This window comes from Psychrosphaera aquimarina (genome assembly GCF_032461525.1).
Lineage (GTDB): Bacteria > Pseudomonadota > Gammaproteobacteria > Enterobacterales > Alteromonadaceae > Psychrosphaera > Psychrosphaera aquimarina.
In genome coordinates this window covers 974,149-994,575 of record NZ_JAWCUA010000007.1, presented here as the reverse complement: position 1 = coordinate 994,575, position 20,427 = coordinate 974,149, and the positions used below count along the sequence as shown (strand labels likewise).

At 37.7% G+C, this 20,427-nt stretch carries 12 protein-coding genes and 1 pseudogene; 7 read left to right on the top strand and 6 right to left on the bottom strand.

Annotated elements, in window-relative coordinates; translation table 11 throughout:
* The first annotated feature begins 3 nt into the window (after positions 1–3).
* The 3 genes from RT723_RS10965 (at position 4) to RT723_RS10955 (ending at position 4,432) form a co-directional block, all read left to right on the top strand.
* Positions 4–621: a hypothetical protein gene (locus RT723_RS10965; protein WP_315947122.1), complete on the top strand. Its 618-nt coding sequence runs from the start codon at positions 4–6 to the stop codon at positions 619–621.
* Positions 622–743: 122 nt separating this feature from the next.
* Entirely contained in the window at positions 744–1,610 is an 867-nt protein-coding gene (locus RT723_RS10960; RefSeq protein ID WP_315947121.1) for a sensor histidine kinase, read from the top strand.
* Positions 1,611–1,741: 131 nt separating this feature from the next.
* Positions 1,742–4,432 (top strand): Calx-beta domain-containing protein, encoded by a 2,691-nt coding sequence (locus RT723_RS10955; RefSeq protein ID WP_315947120.1) that lies wholly within the window; start codon positions 1,742–1,744, stop codon positions 4,430–4,432.
* Between the two features lie 714 nt (positions 4,433–5,146).
* On the opposite strand, the gene RT723_RS10950 is transcribed toward RT723_RS10955, so the two are convergent.
* Positions 5,147–8,839 (bottom strand): TonB-dependent receptor, encoded by a 3,693-nt coding sequence (locus RT723_RS10950; protein WP_315947119.1) that lies wholly within the window; start codon positions 8,837–8,839, stop codon positions 5,147–5,149.
* A gap of 722 nt (positions 8,840–9,561) precedes the next feature.
* Here RT723_RS10950 and RT723_RS10945 point away from each other — a divergent pair.
* Positions 9,562–10,356, top strand: coding sequence for a MurR/RpiR family transcriptional regulator (locus tag RT723_RS10945; RefSeq protein WP_315947118.1), 795 nt, complete (start codon positions 9,562–9,564; stop codon positions 10,354–10,356).
* A gap of 15 nt (positions 10,357–10,371) precedes the next feature.
* Here the strand turns inward: RT723_RS10945 and RT723_RS10940 are convergent, their stop codons facing one another.
* From RT723_RS10940 to RT723_RS10930, 3 genes are all read right to left on the bottom strand, one after another.
* On the bottom strand, positions 10,372–12,417 hold the full coding sequence (locus RT723_RS10940; RefSeq protein WP_315947117.1) for a transglutaminase domain-containing protein: 2,046 nt from the start codon (positions 12,415–12,417) through the stop codon (positions 10,372–10,374).
* 95 nt (positions 12,418–12,512) lie between these two features.
* Positions 12,513–13,604 carry a dipeptide epimerase gene (locus tag RT723_RS10935; RefSeq protein WP_315947116.1) on the bottom strand — a complete coding sequence of 364 codons (1,092 nt, stop codon included), beginning with the start codon at positions 13,602–13,604 and terminating at the stop codon, positions 12,513–12,515.
* 5 nt (positions 13,605–13,609) lie between these two features.
* Positions 13,610–15,007, bottom strand: coding sequence for a C40 family peptidase (locus RT723_RS10930; RefSeq protein ID WP_315947115.1), 1,398 nt, complete (start codon positions 15,005–15,007; stop codon positions 13,610–13,612).
* 272 nt (positions 15,008–15,279) lie between these two features.
* Between RT723_RS10930 and RT723_RS10925 the strand changes: the two genes are divergently transcribed.
* Positions 15,280–16,782 carry an N-acyl-D-amino-acid deacylase family protein gene (locus tag RT723_RS10925; protein ID WP_315947114.1) on the top strand — a complete coding sequence of 501 codons (1,503 nt, stop codon included), beginning with the start codon at positions 15,280–15,282 and terminating at the stop codon, positions 16,780–16,782.
* Between the two features lie 227 nt (positions 16,783–17,009).
* On the opposite strand, the gene RT723_RS10920 is transcribed toward RT723_RS10925, so the two are convergent.
* Positions 17,010–17,690, bottom strand: coding sequence for a sterol desaturase family protein (locus tag RT723_RS10920; protein ID WP_315947112.1), 681 nt, complete (start codon positions 17,688–17,690; stop codon positions 17,010–17,012).
* Positions 17,691–17,728: 38 nt separating this feature from the next.
* On the opposite strand from RT723_RS10920, the gene RT723_RS10915 reads away from it, so the two are divergent.
* Positions 17,729–18,568: a 2-oxo acid dehydrogenase subunit E2 gene (locus tag RT723_RS10915; RefSeq protein WP_315947111.1), complete on the top strand. Its 840-nt coding sequence runs from the start codon at positions 17,729–17,731 to the stop codon at positions 18,566–18,568.
* A gap of 22 nt (positions 18,569–18,590) precedes the next feature.
* On the opposite strand, the pseudogene RT723_RS10910 reads toward RT723_RS10915, so the two are convergent.
* Positions 18,591–18,677: pseudogene (locus RT723_RS10910) on the bottom strand (tyrosine-type recombinase/integrase); the annotation flags it as partial.
* 687 nt (positions 18,678–19,364) lie between these two features.
* Here RT723_RS10910 and RT723_RS10905 point away from each other — a divergent pair.
* Positions 19,365–20,375, top strand: a complete 1,011-nt coding sequence (locus RT723_RS10905; RefSeq protein ID WP_315947109.1) for a Swt1 family HEPN domain-containing protein — start codon at positions 19,365–19,367, stop codon at positions 20,373–20,375.
* The last annotated feature ends 52 nt before the right edge of the window (positions 20,376–20,427 follow it).

The following is a 20,427-nucleotide window of genomic DNA, read 5'->3' as shown; positions in this document are numbered from 1 at the left end:
ATTATGAAAGTATTAAAGCTCAGTCACATTTTACTCATCATTAATTTGATTATTTTAGCTTTACCAATTACTGGAATTGCATTATTTAATTTATACGACAGTAATTTAGTTCGTGAAACCGAAAATGAATTAATCACACAAGGTGTTATTATTTCGAATGTGTTTAAGCGGTCACTCATAGAACAAAACCCGGATGTTGATTTTAACAATTACGGTGTTGCTCAAGAAGAAAAATATTGGATAAAAGAGGATCCTTCTCTAGGCAAGTGGCGACCTTTGCCGGCCTCTCTCGACCTTTTCAGTGATGAAGTATTAGAGCAAGCTCCACCTCCTATTCCTGTTGATATAAAACCAGACAAATTAGCATTAGATTTAGGTCCTAGGTTTGATGACTTGCTGCAAGAAACCCAACTTACGACTTTATCCGGCATAAGAATTCTTGATTATAATGGTATTATCATCGCGTCCACCGGTTGGACTAAGTTATTGGCATTGAACAATCAGAACGATGTAAAACAAGCACTCAAAGGCGTTACGACTAAAGTCATTCGTCGCAAGTCCCCCCAAGAAGACAGCTTTTTTCTCCCATTAGCCGAAGCAGTAATATCCGCGTTCATGTGACCCACCCTATAGTCATTAATAAGAGGGTCATTGGAGCCGTTCACATATTAAGGACACCTCCAAATACATTTCAGCATCTTTATCAAAATAGAAAAATGTACCTATCTTTTTTAGTCTTGGTTATGTTGGGAATTCTAGCCATCACGATTTTCTCAGCCTACACGATAGCTATGCCAATTAGAGCACTCGTGACCCAAGCTAAAAATGCAACAGATGGTCGTTGGCTTAAGTTAACCCCTTTAAAATCACCTATTACGGCTGAGTTTGAACTCTTATCAAATACCATAGTACAAATGTCCAATAAACAAATGGATAGAGCTGAACATATAAAGAAATTTGCGTCATATGTTTCTCATGAATTTAAAACGCCTATAACGTCTATCAATGGTGCGGTTGATATTTTGTCCGACCATCACGGCGAGTTGTCAAAAAAAGAGAGTTGTCGTTTTTATCAGATCATCTCTGACAATTGTTCACGTATGAACCTGTTGATGGCTCAATTGACCGAGTTAGCTAAGGCGGACAATATGAAAGTTTCAAGCAAAAAGAATGACTTAATTACCATTTTATCCAAGCAAATAAAGCATTATGAATCTACTTTTTCTGCGATACATTTCGATGTAGATGGCAATGAGTTTTCAATTCATATGGAGGATGAATTAATCACGAGTGTTTTTGTAAATTTATTTGAAAATGTGATTCAACATGGGGGAGATGAAATAACAATTAAGTTAATTAAATTAAAAAATAATATTGTTTTATCTTTTTCAGACAATGGCAAAGGCATTACAGAACAAAACGCTAAACGAATTTTTGAACCTTTTTTTACCACGGCTAAACAAAGTGGGGGCACGGGGTTAGGTTTGGCAATATTAAAGACATTATTAAAAGCTCATGGCGGCGATATACAGTTGGAACCTTCAACTACCGGTTGTCATTTTAGGATAACTTTTCCACTTTTAAATGACTCTAATAAAGGTGCTCAATAAAAAATTGTCGTTTTTTGAGCCTTGCTTATATTTTGCACAAAATTAACTAAAAAAGATTCATAAACCCAGCAAATTAACAGCTTGTATTCAATATTATTTACTCAATTCAGCCCATGTTTTGGAGTTCAAATATGAATAACAACCGTTTCTTAAAATACACCATCGCCTATCTCGCTTTTATTTTTATACTTTGTGGTGCGCCACCCAGTGTAAAAGCCGCGCCATGGGATACAGAAGATTATTATCTGTGTTTCAACCAAACTCCTTGGGGAGGTGGATTCGGTAGTTTTGCAATCGCTTGTGATGTCGAGCCTTGGGGGCAACCCCATTTCGTACTTGAAAACTTCAGTGCCATCATGTTTGACCATCAGGTGGAAGCAGGTGAACGTGCTAGATTCATGAACGAACTATATGCCGTGCTTAAAGCGACAACCCGATATTATATTCAATCTCGCCAGCCTGGAGCTTCAGAAGATGAAATTGAAGCGTGGCAATTAGCTAATTTTGCTAAAGCACATCAAGAATCTTACTGGACACACTATCGTTATAGCCAAAGTGGGCTCGTTCAAATGTTACGAGGTGATTCTGGCCATGGTCATGGCTTGGTTCAAATTGATGATAGGTGGCATTTTACCAAAATAGAAGAAGGCGCCGGTTGGCATATTTTTAAAAATATCACTTATGGTATGGAAATATTCTTTGCTGAATGGCAAAACGCAGCAAATGCAAGCTGTGTAGAGTCCGAAACATCTTGGTTACAACGTTCAAGAGCCGCTTACTCTGCATATAACGGTGGACCAAGTAAGGTTTGCCGCTGGACAGATCCTAGTGACGTTTGGGCACAAAACGATCAGGGCTATTTGGAGAAAATTCAAAACGCAGATTGGCTGACTCATATCACTAATCAAGAGTTAGTCACTGCCCTTGATATTCAATGTTATATGGAAGAAGAAAGAGGATGCAGTGCCGCCGAAGGGATGGTTGAAGTAGACTCTGACGACCCTGCTAACTGGGTTAACCGCGAAATAACGTTGGAGTCAGGCGAACACTGTCTATTAGTTGATGATGCGTTAGAGTGTGTAGAAAATGCTAAAGATCTATTATGTCTAAACTTACAATATGGTGCGACCAAAGGTAATGTATTTCCTTCAAGTAGTGTGACTGATGAATACAGTAAAGTCATTAATGAAGCCAAAGCTTGTTACCAAGATGCTTCGCCACATTTGGCATTCACTGGCAATGCAATGAAATATGTGGCCAAAACGAATGGATTTGCTACATCGACTCCAGATATATATGACACTGTCGGAGGAACAAAAACAGGAAGTTCAATTACGTGGGGTAAACCATATCAAGTGTTAGACATAATCGTTAACGGTTTATCAGAAAGTAATTCAGGCCAAGTTTATTACAAAGTAAAGGATACGTTCTCACAAGGTTACATTCTAGTAGGAGACTTTGACAAACTTGAGCAAACAACCCAGTTAGTGGATGTTAATTCTTTGCCAAAAGAATATATCAGTATTGCACGCGTAGATGATGAAATTATCGTATTGAACCCTGATGGTATTTCAATGTTAGAAGCGTTGAATTCTGACAATGTTCTTGCAACTGTAGAGTATGAAACCACCTTGAGCGTATTGTCAGTTACCATGAGTGGAGATGACAACGAAATTTACTATGGTGTTGAGTACAACGGTCAACAAGGATTTATTTATGGTGGCAAAATACTCAATGGCAATACTCAAAGTAATTGGGCAAGTATCGAGCAACTGCAAAGTGACGATAAACTAACAACCTTAATCAAGACCGCTTTTAAACCAGAAGGAACGGCAGATGATGATAATAGTCAAAATGTCGTTATCCCTGCCAATACCTTACTTTCAGTGTTAGATAAAGTGCTAAAATTTAAAGGTGAAGAACACGAGCTTTGGGACTATAAAGTTGAATATAATAATAGAATTGGAACATTATTTGGCGGCTTTACAAAACCATCTAAACAGGAAAGTGCATTTACTGAATCTAATGCGCTTCATCCAGAGTTAGTTGGCTTATCAAGATATTACACAGACCGTATAACCTTTACTGAGGGAGATACGGATTTGGATGATGATGGTCTGCCAAATGAATGGGAATTAACCTATGGCTTGGATATCTTTGATCCAAATGATGCTCAATCCGACACAGATTTAGATGGTGCCAACAATTTACAAGAGTTCACCAACTCAACTAGCCCTTTAAACCCTGACAGTGATAGCGACGGAATATTAGACGGCAATGACAATGAATTTACACCATCGGGGGCAATTGGATTCTCAATTAGTGAAATTCAAGTCAATGAAAATGAACCAACATTTACATTAACCCTTAATAGAACGGGGAATTTTATTGGTGAAATTGCAATCCTCGTTGAAGGCGTTGATGATACCGCAACATTAAATCAAGATTATACTATCGTTGAAACTGAATTTACTTTCCTACCGGAGGACAGTAAAAAGGTAGTAACTCTAAATATTATAAATAATGATACCTACAGCGGAGACCGTACATTTAGCATTAAATTAACCGTCCCAACAGATTCTCATGCGACATTAGGTGAGATAAGCTCTGTAAGTGTCGTTATTATAGAAGATGAAGAGAAACCGGCCGAAAGCGGCAGTGACGGTGATGGCACGAGTGAACCAGTTGAAGAAGATACAAGCAGCGATGAAGAAGAAGCGAAAAGCAGTGGTGGTAGCGTTAGTATGATCACGCTTATTATGCTTATTCTAATCCGTTGTTTTGGAGCTGTGCGAATCTATAAACGTAAATCCATAGTATAAGCCAGTAACGTTAATTTATATCAGCGAAATTATGTAATCCACTTAGCAAGGTGATGATTATTGTTAAGGACAGAGTTCTTACTTTTTATCCTTATTAATATAGCCTTGCTACATTCCCTTTATTTTCACTTCTATTTCTTCGCATTGGTATTATTCATTACTAAGCTCGAAGCTCGAAGCTCGAAGCTCGAAGCTCGAAGCTCGAAGCTCGAAGCTCGAAGCTCGAAGCTCGAAGCTCGAAACTCGAAGCTCAAAACTCAAAACTCATCTCAAAAGCGTGTTTAGGACTCTTCTTGCCAAAACCGATATTAGGCACTTAGATACCACTGTTCTTTCTGTATTTTACTTCTGCGGCGCGATAGATGGCCGTCAGTAATACTGAAAATCCAAAGTTATCAGATCGTAAGGCTCTGTTCTGTCAAAGGGAACAAGTTCTGTATAACCACGACTGTGGCATTTGAGGTTGTTGTTAGTGTGTTATAGATGCAAATGCAATGCTGGTTTAGTTCTATAGGTTAGTTGGTGTAGTTTGTTTAATAGTGAGGGGGGAGGCTTGCCTAATTGGGGGGATTGGTTAAGAATAGCGACTGTAGTTAGTCAGCTACAAAAGAAAAAACGGTCTTGTATCAATTAAAAATAAATACAAAGACCGTTTAAAATTAAATTTTATGACCCATCACTGTAAAAGAGATGATGAGCCATAAATTGTGTTTATTAGAATGTCCAGTTTATTCCTGCATAGAAACGACGACCATTAGTCCATTCGTTAACATATATCTTGTTTAAATGGTTTTCATAGTACGGTTTAAGTTCTGCCACTGGTACACCACTAGCTTCAGATAACATAGTAAATGCTTCTTCACCTGTAATAGTAGATTCAATGATACCAACACCATCTTCATCAGTCGCGATGACACGATTACCGGTAGCAACACCACTTTCGTCAACTTCGTCAATCCATTTCATCTTGTTAATAACTGGGTCATTAACAATCTGTGAAGATTCAATGTATTGAACAACATTTTCGTTAGTTAAGTTAGTAATAGCGAACGTGGCTACTACATTATCAGTAATCGCATAAGTTGCTTTTGCATCGAACTGCTGACGTGCATCAGTATATTGAATACCTTTTAGTGAACCGCCACTAGCAAACTCACTACGGTAGTTGTATGAAAGACGTACTGAGAAATCGTCATTTTCATAGTAAACCGACGCATTTAATGTGTCTTCAGATTGACCATACATAGGTTCTGTTTGAGTCGTTGTTTCAGTTAAGAAACCTGTTACACGGTAGTATTCACGTTGTTCCGGATCGGCTTGGTGAGTTTCAAAACTACTCTCATCCAAGATGGTAGAAAATGAATTTTGAGTAAACTTCTGATCAGGTACATCGGTATAAGTGTAGTTAATTAATGAACCAAATCCGTTGCCAAAGTCGTGTTGTAATTGGAATTCTAAACCTTTAACTAGTTGTTCACCGGTATTAAAGTAAGAACTTACAATGTAATCCCCCGACACTTCATAACCGTTATTGTCAGTTACTCCAGCTTCACCAAGATACGATAGGTCTTGAACGCTAGACGTTGAACGAACCATATTTGTTATATCTTTTTGGAATGCCGTTACTGCAAACAATGATGACTCAGAGAAATACCACTCTAAACCTAATTCACTATTGATTGACTGGTAAGAACCTAAATCAGCGTTACCAACAGAGCCACGACGTTGAGAGTCTGGGTTGATTCTTTCAGCGTTGCCTTCAGGTGTTAAATCTTGAGGGCGGCCATCATCGTATAATCTGAATCTCTCAGTAACCAAGCTAAAGTTACTTCTCATTTGCGTTAAGCTAGGATGTGAAATATTTTTAGACCATGCGGCTCTTAATATAAGGTCTTCAGCTAAGTCCACAGATAAGTTAAAGCTTGGTAATACATCTTGAGTGCTACTCTTTTGAACTAGCGGCTCATACATATTAAAGCCAGCTTTTTCAGCGATATACCCATCGGCATTCTCATCCGTTGGATATGACATAAGTACACCATTTTCATCTTTCGCTACTTCGTAACTCGTTGATTCACGTTGTGTATCAACAACACGTACACCAACATTACCTCGGAAGTTTTCACCGCTGAAGTTTGTCATAGCGTAAAAAGAAGCAATCTCTTCAGTTACGTCATAAGCTGAAGCTTTAGATTCAGTCATACCTGAGCGACAACCTACATAATTTGAAGAACCTGAGTCAGCAATTGCTTGCTCACAGAAGCCTTGGTTTGGTGTGCCTTCAGAGTGATACAGTAAGAAATTATTTTCTAGTAATGCGTCACGCTTAGATTGGTCAATATCAAAATATTCAGTTGGAGTATCATGACCTGCACTGTCTAAGCCTGAAACGGTTCCACCAACAAGATCTTCGGCTAAAACTAGTGGGAATGGGCTAGATTCATTCGCATAACCATGATGACGAACACTTTCTGAGAAGTAAGTTTGATCACGCTGAATGTTGCGATATTTCGCCCCCATTTTTACGCTATCAATATAAAAAGTATTGTCTAGCTCATAACTAACATCAGCTTGCAAAAAGTTTTCAACATTTTCGCGATATCTTGCTGTATTTGTTAAACCACCTTGAAGAAGGTAGAACTCATTTGTTGGTGCTAATAAGAAGTTCTCTGCACGTGCTTGTGCAGCAGCTAATGCGTCCCCTGTTAATGATGGATCAGCTTCAACGCCCCAATAAACTTTACCTGTATCTGGGTTGTAACCATAACCTAAGTTAACGCCTTCATAAGTAGGTAGTTTCACATCATGTAGGTCACCAGAATATGGGTCCGCATAATCACCATAACGACTCGCAAGTACAGTACCTCGGTCTAAAGCGGTACTTTCTGCACGCGTTTGACCCGCTTGAACTTTAGCAGTAACTACATCTCCCGCGTAATCCATAGTTAAGTGGAATCTATTTTGTTCAGTACCTGAGCCGGTTCTGTCATTTGACCCTCTACGGATCATTTCGCCCCAGATTGCTTGGCCAGCATAATAACCACCACCATCACGTAGATCACCAGGACCCGTTATAAGGTGAACGCCATCAATAGGACCAGTTGCAGAGTAAACAATATCTTTTTCTGCATCCATTACTAAGCGAGGGTCTATACCTTCAACTTCGTTAGAATATAAATATTGAACCAATCTGTGTGGTTGAGCATAAAGGTTGTCGCTCTTATTATCAGAATCAGTTTTGTTGCTGTTTAACTCTAAATTAAAGCTTAATTCATCAGTAGGAGCCCACTGAAGATTTACCGTTGCATCTAAACGTTTTTCTTGTTTTTCAAAAGCTGGCGCATAAACATAGTCACCCAATGTTCTACCTGGAGTTTGGCCTAAACCTGCAGATCGGCGACTGTTCCAAAATAGTGCCCAAAGTGGATCTATATAGTTTGGATCTATTGCTTCATCTAAGTCACCATAGTTTCTTGTGAAGTTATTCCATGGAACGGATGTTGAACCTGCAGCATTCATTAGGTCACCATAGGTGTAACCGTTTAAGGCCATATGACGAGTAATGATTAAGTTATGATTGCTCATGTCTCGTAACTTTATATCGGTACTTAAACATTCTTCTGTAGGACAAGTAATGGCATCTGTTTGCGCAAAACCTGTGCTTGTTGCACCAGCAGAACCTGACATGCCATCAGATTCAAAACCGGTACGGAATGAATTACGCTCTTGTAAACTAATCGCGATAGAAGCACCAAATGTTTCATCTTCATTTTTGAAGTTGTAAGCTGTTGAAATTTGAGGGGACGATTTTTCAGATGAATCGTTATATTCACCTTCTATATTGAAGTAACCATAACCATTTTCTTGTTCAAGTGGCTTTTTAGTATGCAAGATTACGGTACCACCGATACCACCGGCATCTATATCAGCACGTGCAGATTTGTGAACTTCAATTTTTGAAACACTTTCAGCAGGAATATTAGAAAAGTTAAAACCGTTACTTTCTGAACGACCTGGTAAATACTCAGCCGATTTAGCTGATTGACCATTTACCAATGTATTGGTTAATTCCGGAGATGTACCACGGATAGAGATTTTAGCACCTTCGCCAAATTCACGTTCAATTTGCACGCCTGGAATACGTTGTAACGCTTCAGCCATGTTTTTATCTGGGTTTTTAGAAATGTCTTCGGTATTAATTGAATCAACAATCGTGTCTGAAAAACGTTTATTGTTCAAATTTTCTCGTAGTGAAGATCGGATGCCAACGACATTAATGACTTCAATTTCTTTTTCTTTAGCTTCTTTTTTAGCGTTTTTATCCGCTTCATCAGCGGCAAGCGCTGAAGAAGAAAGTAAAGCTGCTGAAACTAGAAGACTTAACTTTGTTTTTCTATATGATTCCATGTTTATCCCCTTTAAATAGGTGTTGTCAATTTATTATTCTAATTTTTATTTTTCGGTGTAATTATTTATTCTGAGATTAGCATGGAGAAAAATTATGGCAAGTGGGATTTAATCATTGGTTTCTTTATCTAAACGATCGATTTTTGGCCTAATTGCATAAGAAGGGGAGTGGATATTTTAATCTTAATGAGGTCGCTAAGTGAACACTTTTTAATAAATAGCCTTGTAACCCTTATTTAAAAAGGAAAGTAACATTTTTGATTGTAGAGTTAAAATGAAATGATAAGTAAGCCATGACGTTAACGCTGATTTGGTAATCAATTTTTTCGCTGAAATCTAGGGTCATACTACTGAAACATTCCTGTGTTTTTGCAAAGAAATTGCAAATATCAAAAGCAATAAAAAAGCATTTATTTACCTAAAAGGCGATCTGTTTAACTAATAGTATTAGGATTGGGTACATATAGGGATCTCAAAATATTACTTAAAGCGACCAAAATGCGATTTGTATATCAGCGCTATATTTGCATCTCCATCACTTGCCAATTTTGTAATCAACTCAACTTACGTTTATAAGGGCGGATAATTGGCATTTCTTATATTTAATAAGTTCTATTCAGTTTTCACGTTTCAACGTATGATCCCCCTTCACCGCCTATTTTTATTGGATATGGGCGCCATTGATAAAGTAAAAGTGAATCTCCTTAAAAGGCTTAGATATTGTGTCCTGCTTATTAAAAATACGCGCATTAAGAGATAATTTTTCTGCCAACGAACGTCGAATTGTCGACTTCATTTTGGAGAACAGTCAATTGATGCGAGATTATTCATCTCAGCAACTTGCTAGTGCCGTTAATGTCAGTCAATCGAGCATTGTTAAATTTAGTCAAAAGTTAGCTTACAAAGGTTATCCAGACTTAAAAATGGCAATCAATGAGGCTGTCGTTATTGATCAAACTAATTATGCCAATACTCCAAGTAATCAGCTGCAAGAATCCCAAAGTCAAAGTTTAACTACAGTACAAAACGTAATTTCAGATGCGTTAAACCATTTTCAAGCGGTTAATAGTCAATTAGATATCACCGAGTTTGCACGTGAACTAATTGCGGCAAATAAAACGGTAATTTTATCGACCAGTTTTGGTAAAACCGCAGCGGCGAGTTTGGTGAATATTTTGTTAGATTTAGGCAAGGTAAGCCGAACAATTGCGTCAGATTTCCCCCATGATTTAAATACCCTACAGGGATTAAATAAGGGCGATGTGCTTTTGATTATTGAAGATAACCCGCTTTCAAATTCGCTAATTAGTGCAATAACAAGTTTGAACCGACAGGGGGTTGTTAGTTTATTGGTAAATCGTATGGGGCATTCTGTTCTTCATGGTGTAACGACTAAACAAATTGAATGGGTAGTGACAGAAAGTACTCCCTCCTTAATGAAGTGCCAAGCACAGGCGTGTTTATTAAGTTTGATGTATTCCCTTGAATTAGAGATTGCTAACCAAGGGAAGTGTTAAAACTCAGACTAATCTTTAAGGCAGTTCCCATTCCTTTTTTAATCTTTCATAATCCGCTTGAGTTAAGGCAACCATAACTGGTTTTTTACTCTTATCTAACCAAGAGAGTAGCTGATCCATATTAAACTCATCCATGGCTGTGCAACCCGCGGTTGGTTTGGTTTCACCTCGCCACAAGTGAACAAATATACAACTGCCTTGGTCAGAAATATTTTTAGGGTTGTGAGCAACAAAAATCCCTTTTTTGTACAAGTGATCTTTACTGTGAATATCTCGGCGCATAGGTTCACTTGAGCCTTTTATCGCTTCCTCACCGACAACCGAACGATCGACCGTTTGGTTGTAAAACTGCGATCCTCTGACATCTATGCAAAAATTATCAGAACTCATTTGTTGATAATCAAGTTTGGTCGATATGTTATCTAAATAGCCAAAAGACGAGGTTAAATTAAATATCCCCGCAGGTGCTTTACCATCACCTTCTTGTTTGTGATAACCGTCTTGTTTTGGATGTAAACCTAAGCCCCATGCTAAGCCAGTTCGACCAACAACTATATCGTGTGACTCTGATTGTTGTTGCCATTGACCATTCTGTTTCTCAAACCGTGTTAATCGACCTTGAATAGCACTGTCAATATCAGTAATCACTAAAACCACTTGTTCAGTGCCTAAATCAGATAGGCTAAATGATGACTGAATAGGCGTGACTTGCCACTGCATGTCGTAATCCCATTGGTCAAAATACACATTGCCACCTGACCACTCAACTTCGCCTCTTTGTGAGTCTACAGTCTCAGATCGGAAGTGTTGTTTGGCAGGATATAATGGTTGTGAATAGTCGTCGTTAAAAATGAGTCGGTAACTGTCGAGACCGCCTAAATAAAACCATTTTAAACGTTCATCGCTACTGTCTAATATGCCATGGGTAACATCCATTGGAACCCAACCATATGGTTCAAAATAGACCATTCCCCAGTCATGCATCGTATTAAACGCGTCTGCTGAAAACTCCCAACCTGATTGCCATTTTGCTGGAATGCCATTCATTCTGAGTAACGTAATAAGTAACATGGTTTGCTGCCCACAATCTGCATATGGTGCTGCAAGCGCGTGTTGACTTAAGTTGCGTATAGTTGAGTATTCAATAGATGTTCCCCATTTTTTACTGTCCACATATTGAAACAGTTTTTGGGCAATTTTATATGGATTTGTTTCGTCGCCAATTAAACGTTTATTAAGTTGTTTAAGTTCAGGTGTAAACTCTATGTGGGGTAATTGTTCTGTGACATATTGTTGTAAATGGTCAGGTATATTAGTGAATGGTTTAACGTTATTCGCATCTATATTGTGGCTAACTCCGTTGGTTTCATAACTGTATTCAACCCAAAATTGTTCAGCCATATCTGCTTGAGCTTTAGCTTGCAAATAGATAGTACGTTGTAAGTTGTCATCTGAGGCGATAATTGGGTTTTGATGTGAACTGGCCGTTAGTTTTATGTTGGTTTGCCTATCCTTTATTTCTCTTGGAAAAGGGAGCCAAACACGAATAAGCTCACCTGCTGGTACTGCATTAGCATCAACCGTTAACGTGTACTTAATGGTGATTTGGTTGCTTTGAGCAAACTCACTTTTCGTTTTTAATGTGTCGTTGACGATATCAACATGATGTTGGTTAATTTTGTATAAAGGCCCTCTGTCGATAAAACGGGTATAGCCTTCTCGTAGGGAAACAGCATCGTCATTCAATTGAAATAAGTTGTAACCCGCATTTTTAAAATAACGTTTTTTGCCGTCTATAACACGAAATTCTAATTCGCCATTTTCATCCCATTTAGCGATTTGTTTGTCGGTCACATCAGTAGCGTATTTTTTTAAGTAGCTTTTAATATCGGCAAAACTAGATACAAAATCTTTTTCAATTCTAACCATACGCTCCAGTTCAAAACTCAGCTGTGCTGTTTGTTTTTCATTAAGAGTGCCATCACTGAGTAACGTTGTTATTTCTACTTTACTTGTACTGAATTGACCCTGGTCAATTTGTGTATTTATACGATTCAGCATTTCCGAAAACTCTTGATTTGATACCCCAGAGCAAGCCGCCAAAGTGAAACTAAGGAAAAGTATTGATAAATATTTCAAGCGATTGTGCTCCTAAGTTAAATCAAAATTAAATCTTTCACCGATTTAATTCCTAAGCCAGGTGAGTTATTAAGAGTGATATCTGATCTGTCAAATATGACACCGCCTTCAATGGATGGGTATTGACATAACATAGGGCCGTCTAGGTCGATTTTTTGTATTGAGGTTGATTTTGCTGAAGCCACATGTGCGGCAGCAGAAACACTAATTGAGCTTTCCAACATACAACCCATCATACATTCAACGCCAAAGTTAGCAGCGATATCGGCGATATGAATGGCACGTGAAATACCACCGGTTTTCATTAATTTAATATTAATAATGTCCGCGGCCTGATTTTGAATTAACTCGATAACTTGCCTAGGATCAAATGAGCTTTCATCGGCCATAATAGGTGTATTTACTCTATCGTAAACATATTTAAGACCTTGAATATCACGACCTTTTACCGGTTGTTCAACTAATTCTAAGTGTATGCCTGCATTTTCTAAGGTTTGAATAGCATGAACCGATTGTTTCGCTGTCCAACCTTGATTAGCGTCTAAGCGGATAAGGGCTTTGCCATCAATGGCTGCATGTATTGCTTTTACGCGTTCAATATCTAACCCTATGTCTTTACCCACTTTAATTTTTAATGTTTCGTAACCTTGTTCTATCGCAATCACCGCATCTGAAACCATCTTGTCGATATAGTCGACGCTGATGGTGAGATCGGTTGTTAATTTTGACTCTCCACCACCTAGCGCTTTGTATAATGGCAAGTTCAACATTTGAGCCCAAAGGTCGTAAATGGCAATTTCAACGGCGGCTTTTGCGCTTAAATTATTGACCATAGCACTCTGTATTGTTTCACATAGAAAGTTTAAGTTTTCTATGTCGACACCTAATATCTTAGGTTTAATATGATTGTTGATGGCATCTTGCATGGAGGCCAACGTATCGCCCGTAATGACTGAAGTAGGTGGCGCTTCTCCGTATCCAAGGTGACCCGTGTCGGTTTCAATAATAATCACTAAGTCTTCAACTGAATCAACCGTTCTAATTGCCGTTTTAAATGGCGTTGTTAGCGGTACTTTTATTATGCCGATTTTTATATCTTTTATTTTCATAGTGATTATTTAATCTTCTTAATGTTGTAAATACCTTTAAGGTAACTTTCAAAAGCTAAAAGTGGTGTAACGGAAACGCCATTTAAAATACCGCTGACTTTTTCGCCCTGACTGTTGTGATAACCTAAACCATGTACATCATGAATTAAAAATGGCTTATCATCGTCATAACCTAATACCATAGCCACATGACCTGGTAAATACACTAAGTCGCCTGCTTCCATAGACATAAACTTTGGCATTTTGGTGTTGATAGGGGTTCCTTTGTCAAAACGTATATTTTCGCCAAATTCAGCTTTGCCTTGTTGACCTGAGTTTCTAGGCATTAAAAAACCAAATGTTTTATAAATTTCACCAACAAAGCCTGTGCAATCACGAGCATTGAAGTCATGGCCCCAACCGTATCTTTCGCCTAAAAATTTAAAACTTTGTTTGATAATATTTTCTTTGGTGTGAGCTAAGTAACCAATATTTACATCAGCGCTTCTTGGTATTAATGATGGTTTGATGGTTAATGTACCGTCAGCATTCCTTGTTGGTAATTGCACTATGTGACCTGTATATGGGTTAAGTCTGTCTAATTCATGTTTTTCAAAATCTTCATAACTTACTAGTGGCAGAGTCACGCCCATATCCAATTGAACCTCAGATGTAGACTCGTCATAAGGGTTAAACGTTGTGAACTCCTTTGCCCCTGTAATTAATAGAAAGTCTTTACTGTGTTTAAACTTTTCTATGTCGGCCTTTTCACCAACAGCTAAATGTTTAGTTTGGATCCAAGCTCGGTAGTTATAATTTTGAACGAACATCCATTCGCCAGATTTGCTTGTATGCAATATGGCTAAAGCTTCACCTGGGAAGGCAGCGGTTTCTTGAAATCTATCTATGTCGTAATCCATTCCAGAATTTAACACTCTATCCAGAGTAGGTAACATCCGCATAACGGCGCGCTTTGTAACTAATGCAAAACCAATAGTTTGTTCAGCGCTGATTTTATCCAACGCCATTTCATCTAAATATGGTTGATAATGTGCCTGCGTCAACTTGGTGCCATCGGGATAAAATCGGTCGTATTTTGACGGCTTGCTGATCTCTTTAATTAACGCGGTGACTTCTGTTCCCACCATAGTAGAGGGGTAGGTTAACGGATCAGTTAGATATTTTTTTGACTGAAACTGCAACGCATTAAATTCATTTATTTTCTCAGCTGACATAATGACTTTTGAAGGCTGTGTCGCTTTAGCTATCCAATATTCAGGGTGTAACTTTTGTTCTGTAACGCCTTCAACATTGTGATAAAACGATTGTTCTAACACATCTTGGTTTGTATTTTTTTGACAACCTGCAATTTGAAACGCAGTGATCAATAAACATAATTTTAAATAAGGTTTTAGACTAAGCATGAATTTATAACTTTTGTATGATTATTATTCTTATTATTGTTATAACAGGAATAATATTTTCTTCAACTTTTTATTTTTTGAAATAAATTATTCCTTTAAGTTTGATCCAATTCTGATTATCATCAATTACTATCATTTGCCATTTTAGAGCGTTTAGTAAACAGGTCGTTTTATTCTTTAAGAATATAGTTAACTAACCATAACTTAATCGATCTCATATGGGTTTGATGCTTTATCAGCAATCAAACTTTAAAATTAAGATAGGAACCAGCATGAAAAAATTAACTTATTTGCTAATAAGCAGTCTTTTATTTAGTGCGTTTATACATGCTGAAGTATCTGGATATATTATTAATAATGTGCAATTAGTGGATGGCAGTGGCGCAGAGCCAAGGTTGGCATCGGTGATAATCACTAACGATAAAATTCAACATATAGCTTGGGGGAAATCAAAACTCCCCAACCCCAATAATTATAAAAGCATAGATGGTAAAAATCGGGTGTTGACCCCTGGGTTTATTGATTTACACGCGCATGGAAACCCATTAACCCATGGCCAGTTTGCTAATTTTATTGCTATGGGAGTCACCAGCATTAGCTTAGGACAAGATGGTTTTTCAAGGTATATAGAAGATTTTGAAGGATGGCGTGGTCAGGTCGCTGATAGCGGTGTTGGGGTTAATCTTATTCCATTTATTGGTCATGGTAGTTTGCGAGTTATTGCTGGCATCGGACAAAATCCAGAGCCAAAAGCAGCACAGTTAAATAATATGCTAGATGTTTTAGACAAATTTTTACCCCACACGTTTGGCATGTCTACAGGGCTAGAATATAACCCTGCTTTGTTCGCAAAAACCGATGAGCTACTCGCGTTAGCCAAAAAAGTGGGTGAGCATAACCGCGTGATCATGAGCCATATGCGTAATGAAGATGATGATCAGTTATTTAAATCTATTGATGAATTAGTGCAGCAGAGTGAGTTTGCTCGGGTACATATCTCTCATTTAAAATCGGTTTATGGCAAAGGCGCTTTCCGTGCTCAAGAGATAATAAAATATATTAACCAATACAAAATGACAGCCGATTTGTATCCTTATAATGCCAGTTATACAGGAATCGCTTTGTTATTTCCTAAGTGGGCAAAAACTCAGGAACAAGTGAACAAGTTAAACCGCACACAAAAACAAGCATTATTAGAGCACCTAAAAAATAGAGTATTAAGCCGTAATGGACCTGAAGCAACGTTATTGGGCTCGGGGAAATTTGCAGGTTTAACGTTAAAACAAGTTGCAGATAAGCTTAATAAACCGTTTGAGTCAGTATTGTTAGAAGACATTGGTCCACATGGCGCATCTGCAGCTTACTTCATTATGGATAACGAATTACAACAACATTTAATTAGGGCGCCATGGTTAAGTTTTAGTTCTGATGGTAGCCCAACTATGTTTCATCCAAGAGGGTATGGCAGCTTTGCTAAAGTGATTGATGAATATGTAAATAAATTAGGTTTATTAAGCCTACCCCAAGCTATTAATAAAATGACAGGGCAAGCCGCTGAGATCTTGAGACTTAATAAACGAGGCCTGATTAAAGAAGGGCATTACGCAGACTTGTTATTATTCGATCCTAAACAAGTCAAAGCAATGGCCAGTTATGAGAACCCACATCAGTTGTCACAAGGTTTTGAGTATGTCTGGGTTAATGGCCAATTGATTAAACAAGGGTCTGATATCAAAGGTTTGGCAGGGAAAGTACTGAGCCCAAAAAGCAATTGATTGCACGGTTAATTGCAGGGGCAATTGCACGGTTAATTGCAGGATCAGTAGCTACTTTTTGTATCACCATTAAAAGTGATGGCTCCTAATGGTAACTTGAGTTGTGTGGATAATTTGAGGATATAACCGAGTTGCTTGAACTTATTTGTCGGGACATTAGATCAACATTGTAATTAAGCAGCCATGCACACCATGTTTCTATCTCGGATCAGACGAACGACTAATTTTCACGCCATATTAGTTGGTTCTGACTTAATAAAGTGATTATTAACATTTTCACTTAATTTAAATGTTTTGAATGACGCATCATAAGTATTAAAGATACGATCCCAAAAACTGCTGGTGTTTCCATAGTTCTTGTTCCATCTTTTTTGGTGATGATATAAATGATAATTTTGAATACTGCGCAAGTATCCTCTGGAATGCCTTTTATAATGTATTTGAAAATGAACAAATTCATAAAATAAGTTGCCCATTAATATACCTAGAGCAAACTGGTAAAATAACTCTGGTTGTGGAGTTAAATTAAATATCAAATAAAATGGAGGTAGTATCAATGCAGAAACCAAATATAACGTAAGAAAGCCTGCATTTAAGACTCTTCTATCATTCATAATATGGTGATGGTAAAAATGAAAGCCATCAATGACGAAACGTAATTTACGACTATTTATGTTTATATGGTATATCCATCTATGGATCACATACTCTAAAAAAGTCCAAAAAACCAAGCCCAATGTGATACAAATAATACTTAGCCAGTTAATGGCCTCAATTTGACTCAAGAAGTAAAATAATAAAGGTGAAGCACCGACAAAAACCCAAAAAGGATTTTTTGCTGCAAAAAAAACCAGCAAAAAAGGGTATTTAACAACTATGTTATTTTTTAATCTTTTAATATCATCCATAGAGTTTAATGCTATCCATATTTAACAAGGAACTTAATATGTGGCTTACTAAAAATGTACAATACAAATCGTCCAAACCTATCTCACCTTGGCGTAAAATATCTCTTGGTTCTTGGAGACCTACTGGAGATTCAAGTACTCACACAACCTTAGAACTCAATATAGAGCCAGTACAAGCCTTTTTGAAAGAGTTCAATGAAAACAATAATTGCCAATGCAATGTATTACAATATTTTTCTTGGGTCATGGCTCAAACTATTAAAAAATATCCATATATAAACCAGTCCGTTAGGTTTGGTCGTTTATACCAACGAAAAGATGTCGACATATTTTTACATGTAGCCATTGATAAAGTTAAAGGAGATAACTTATCAGGAATTGTGATCAGAACAGCCCAAGATTTATCCTTATTACAATTTTCCAAGGAAGTAGAAGGTAAGCTAAAAATATTAACAGAATTGGATGATCCAGAGTTTAAAGTTATTAAAAACGTGTTTAATAGAATGCCTGGGATATTTAGCCGAACCTTTTTAAACATTTCTAAGTTTGTTCAATACAAGTTAAACCTGTGGTCTCCATTATTCGGTAGTCCGCGAGATGTATTTGGCAGCATTCAAATATCCAATGTAGGTTCATTTGGTATCGACAACGCTATTGTACCTATCGCACCTTACACCAACATTCCAATGGTCGTTGCTTTAGGAAGTCTTAAAAAAAGGCCTTTTGTAATTAATGATAAAGTTGAAGCCATCAAAACAGTAAAGGCGGGTTTTACCGGTGACCACCGATTAATGGATGGCGTTCAATTTGGGCAGATGCAAAAAGAAATTATTCGCTACTTTAATCACCCCTCCTCAACTTGTGAGAGAACTTACTGACAACTCCATTAGCCACTTGCTGTTAGACGTGCGTATATTTTTGAGTCGTTTTAACATTTGAGTGTCCTAGTTGAGATTGCACAGTGCTTATATCAGCGCCACTTAGTAACTAGTGCTGCTTTTTTAATGAAATTTTGGACCTATGAAAGATCAAAATTATGTCGTCTTATTTAGTTTAGACAGTAGTCGAGTTTTTATCTTGATTGTGTTTATACACAGTTTTCGAGGGTTTCATACCAAGTCAAGAAAACAGGAACAATGCCCATCCTTTGGGGATCTCAAAAAACCGAGTTGTTACGTAACAAAGGTGTAGTAAATGCGGTAGAGGTTTGTTACTAATAGTGAAAATAAATAAGAGGAACCGCGTTGTCAGAAACTTAGGCAATCGTCCTCTGATTAAGTTGTTTCGATGGAATTGGAAAGGTTAAGACCTAGATATTATAGTCCATATAGAGAATTTAACTGTATATTAAATCAGCATTAAATTTCTATTTTTATAGCTATAAAATCTAACAAAGAAACTTGACGGAACTATACTGTTTTTCAATCCCTTAAGCTTAGATAGAGGCCTTTGAAAATCGACGTCATTTTTCATTGGCCTCTATCTAAGCTTAAGGATCTGAACTCCCGTTCAAGTACCACTTAATTTTGGAGTTTCCAATCTACGCAGCCAAAACGACTAAGGTCTGGCTACCACGAAACAAAGTTAAAGCAGAGGATTATTTAAAATCGCTACGCGAACTGCTATAAATAACCTCTGTTTAACGACGTTAGCTGCCAATCAAGGTGAGGAGCTATGTTCTCAGAGTTGGAAAAAATTTCAGAGGTTGATGAAAACGCCCTCATTTTATACGCACGCCTTCGGCAACTTGAAAAGTGGCTGAGGGAAATGGTGTATGTTGAATTAAAAACGAAGAAAGGTAGAAATTGGTTCAATTTTAATAAAACTAAAAAAACCTATGAGTCAGATAAAGCCGTTACTCATATGCCAACAGTCGATGATAACCCGCTAAGTTTTACCACATTTACTGAGCTCGTTAAACTTATTCAGAATAACTGGGATCTATTCTCCGAATACTTGCCTCCGAAGAACGTATGGGAAGTGAAGTTAGATGAAATTGTACACATAAGGAACAGAGTTGCTCATTTCAGAAGTGGCCACACGGATGACATTGAACGTTTATTACAACTCATGAGGGATATTGATAACGGATTCTGGAAGTTTTGTACTGATTATAATGATTTGCAGCCGATACTGCCTCCTGATAGGGATGCAGTTGCAAAAACATATGTTGATCTGGATCCATTTTCGTTCAAAGAAGTTGCTCCTAACGAATGGGCTCAAATCGGATCGGCTCCCCGAGACTTGAGATACATTGTATCTATCTCTTCACTGAGAAGGAGATGGGCCGAAAAATCGGCAGTAATTGATGGAACGTCAGGCTATATATATGACGTTAGCATTCATCTACGAGATAGCAGACAGTTCGACTACTCTAGGTTTTTAGCGACAGCAAGTAAGTATAAGGCAGAATTAATTCATATTTGCCTGGATACATTTTCGAGTACGGTTCGAGTAACTATTCCAGCAATACTTGGTAGTGATAAAGTTTGTGAAATCGTTGATGGCCTGATCAATCTCGCTGAGAATTCAATGACAACACATCGTCCTATCAATAGTGATGATCATACTGTACAAAAATTGTCTGAAGAATGGCCTGAATATGTACTTGGCCCCAAGAATCCTTTAACTTTTCTTGGGCCTGACATGCCATGCTCATTTTTCAACGTAATAAAAAGCAGCTAACAAACGCGTCAATTAGGACGCTCGCAAGCTCGCGCCTATTACGCGGGCGTTA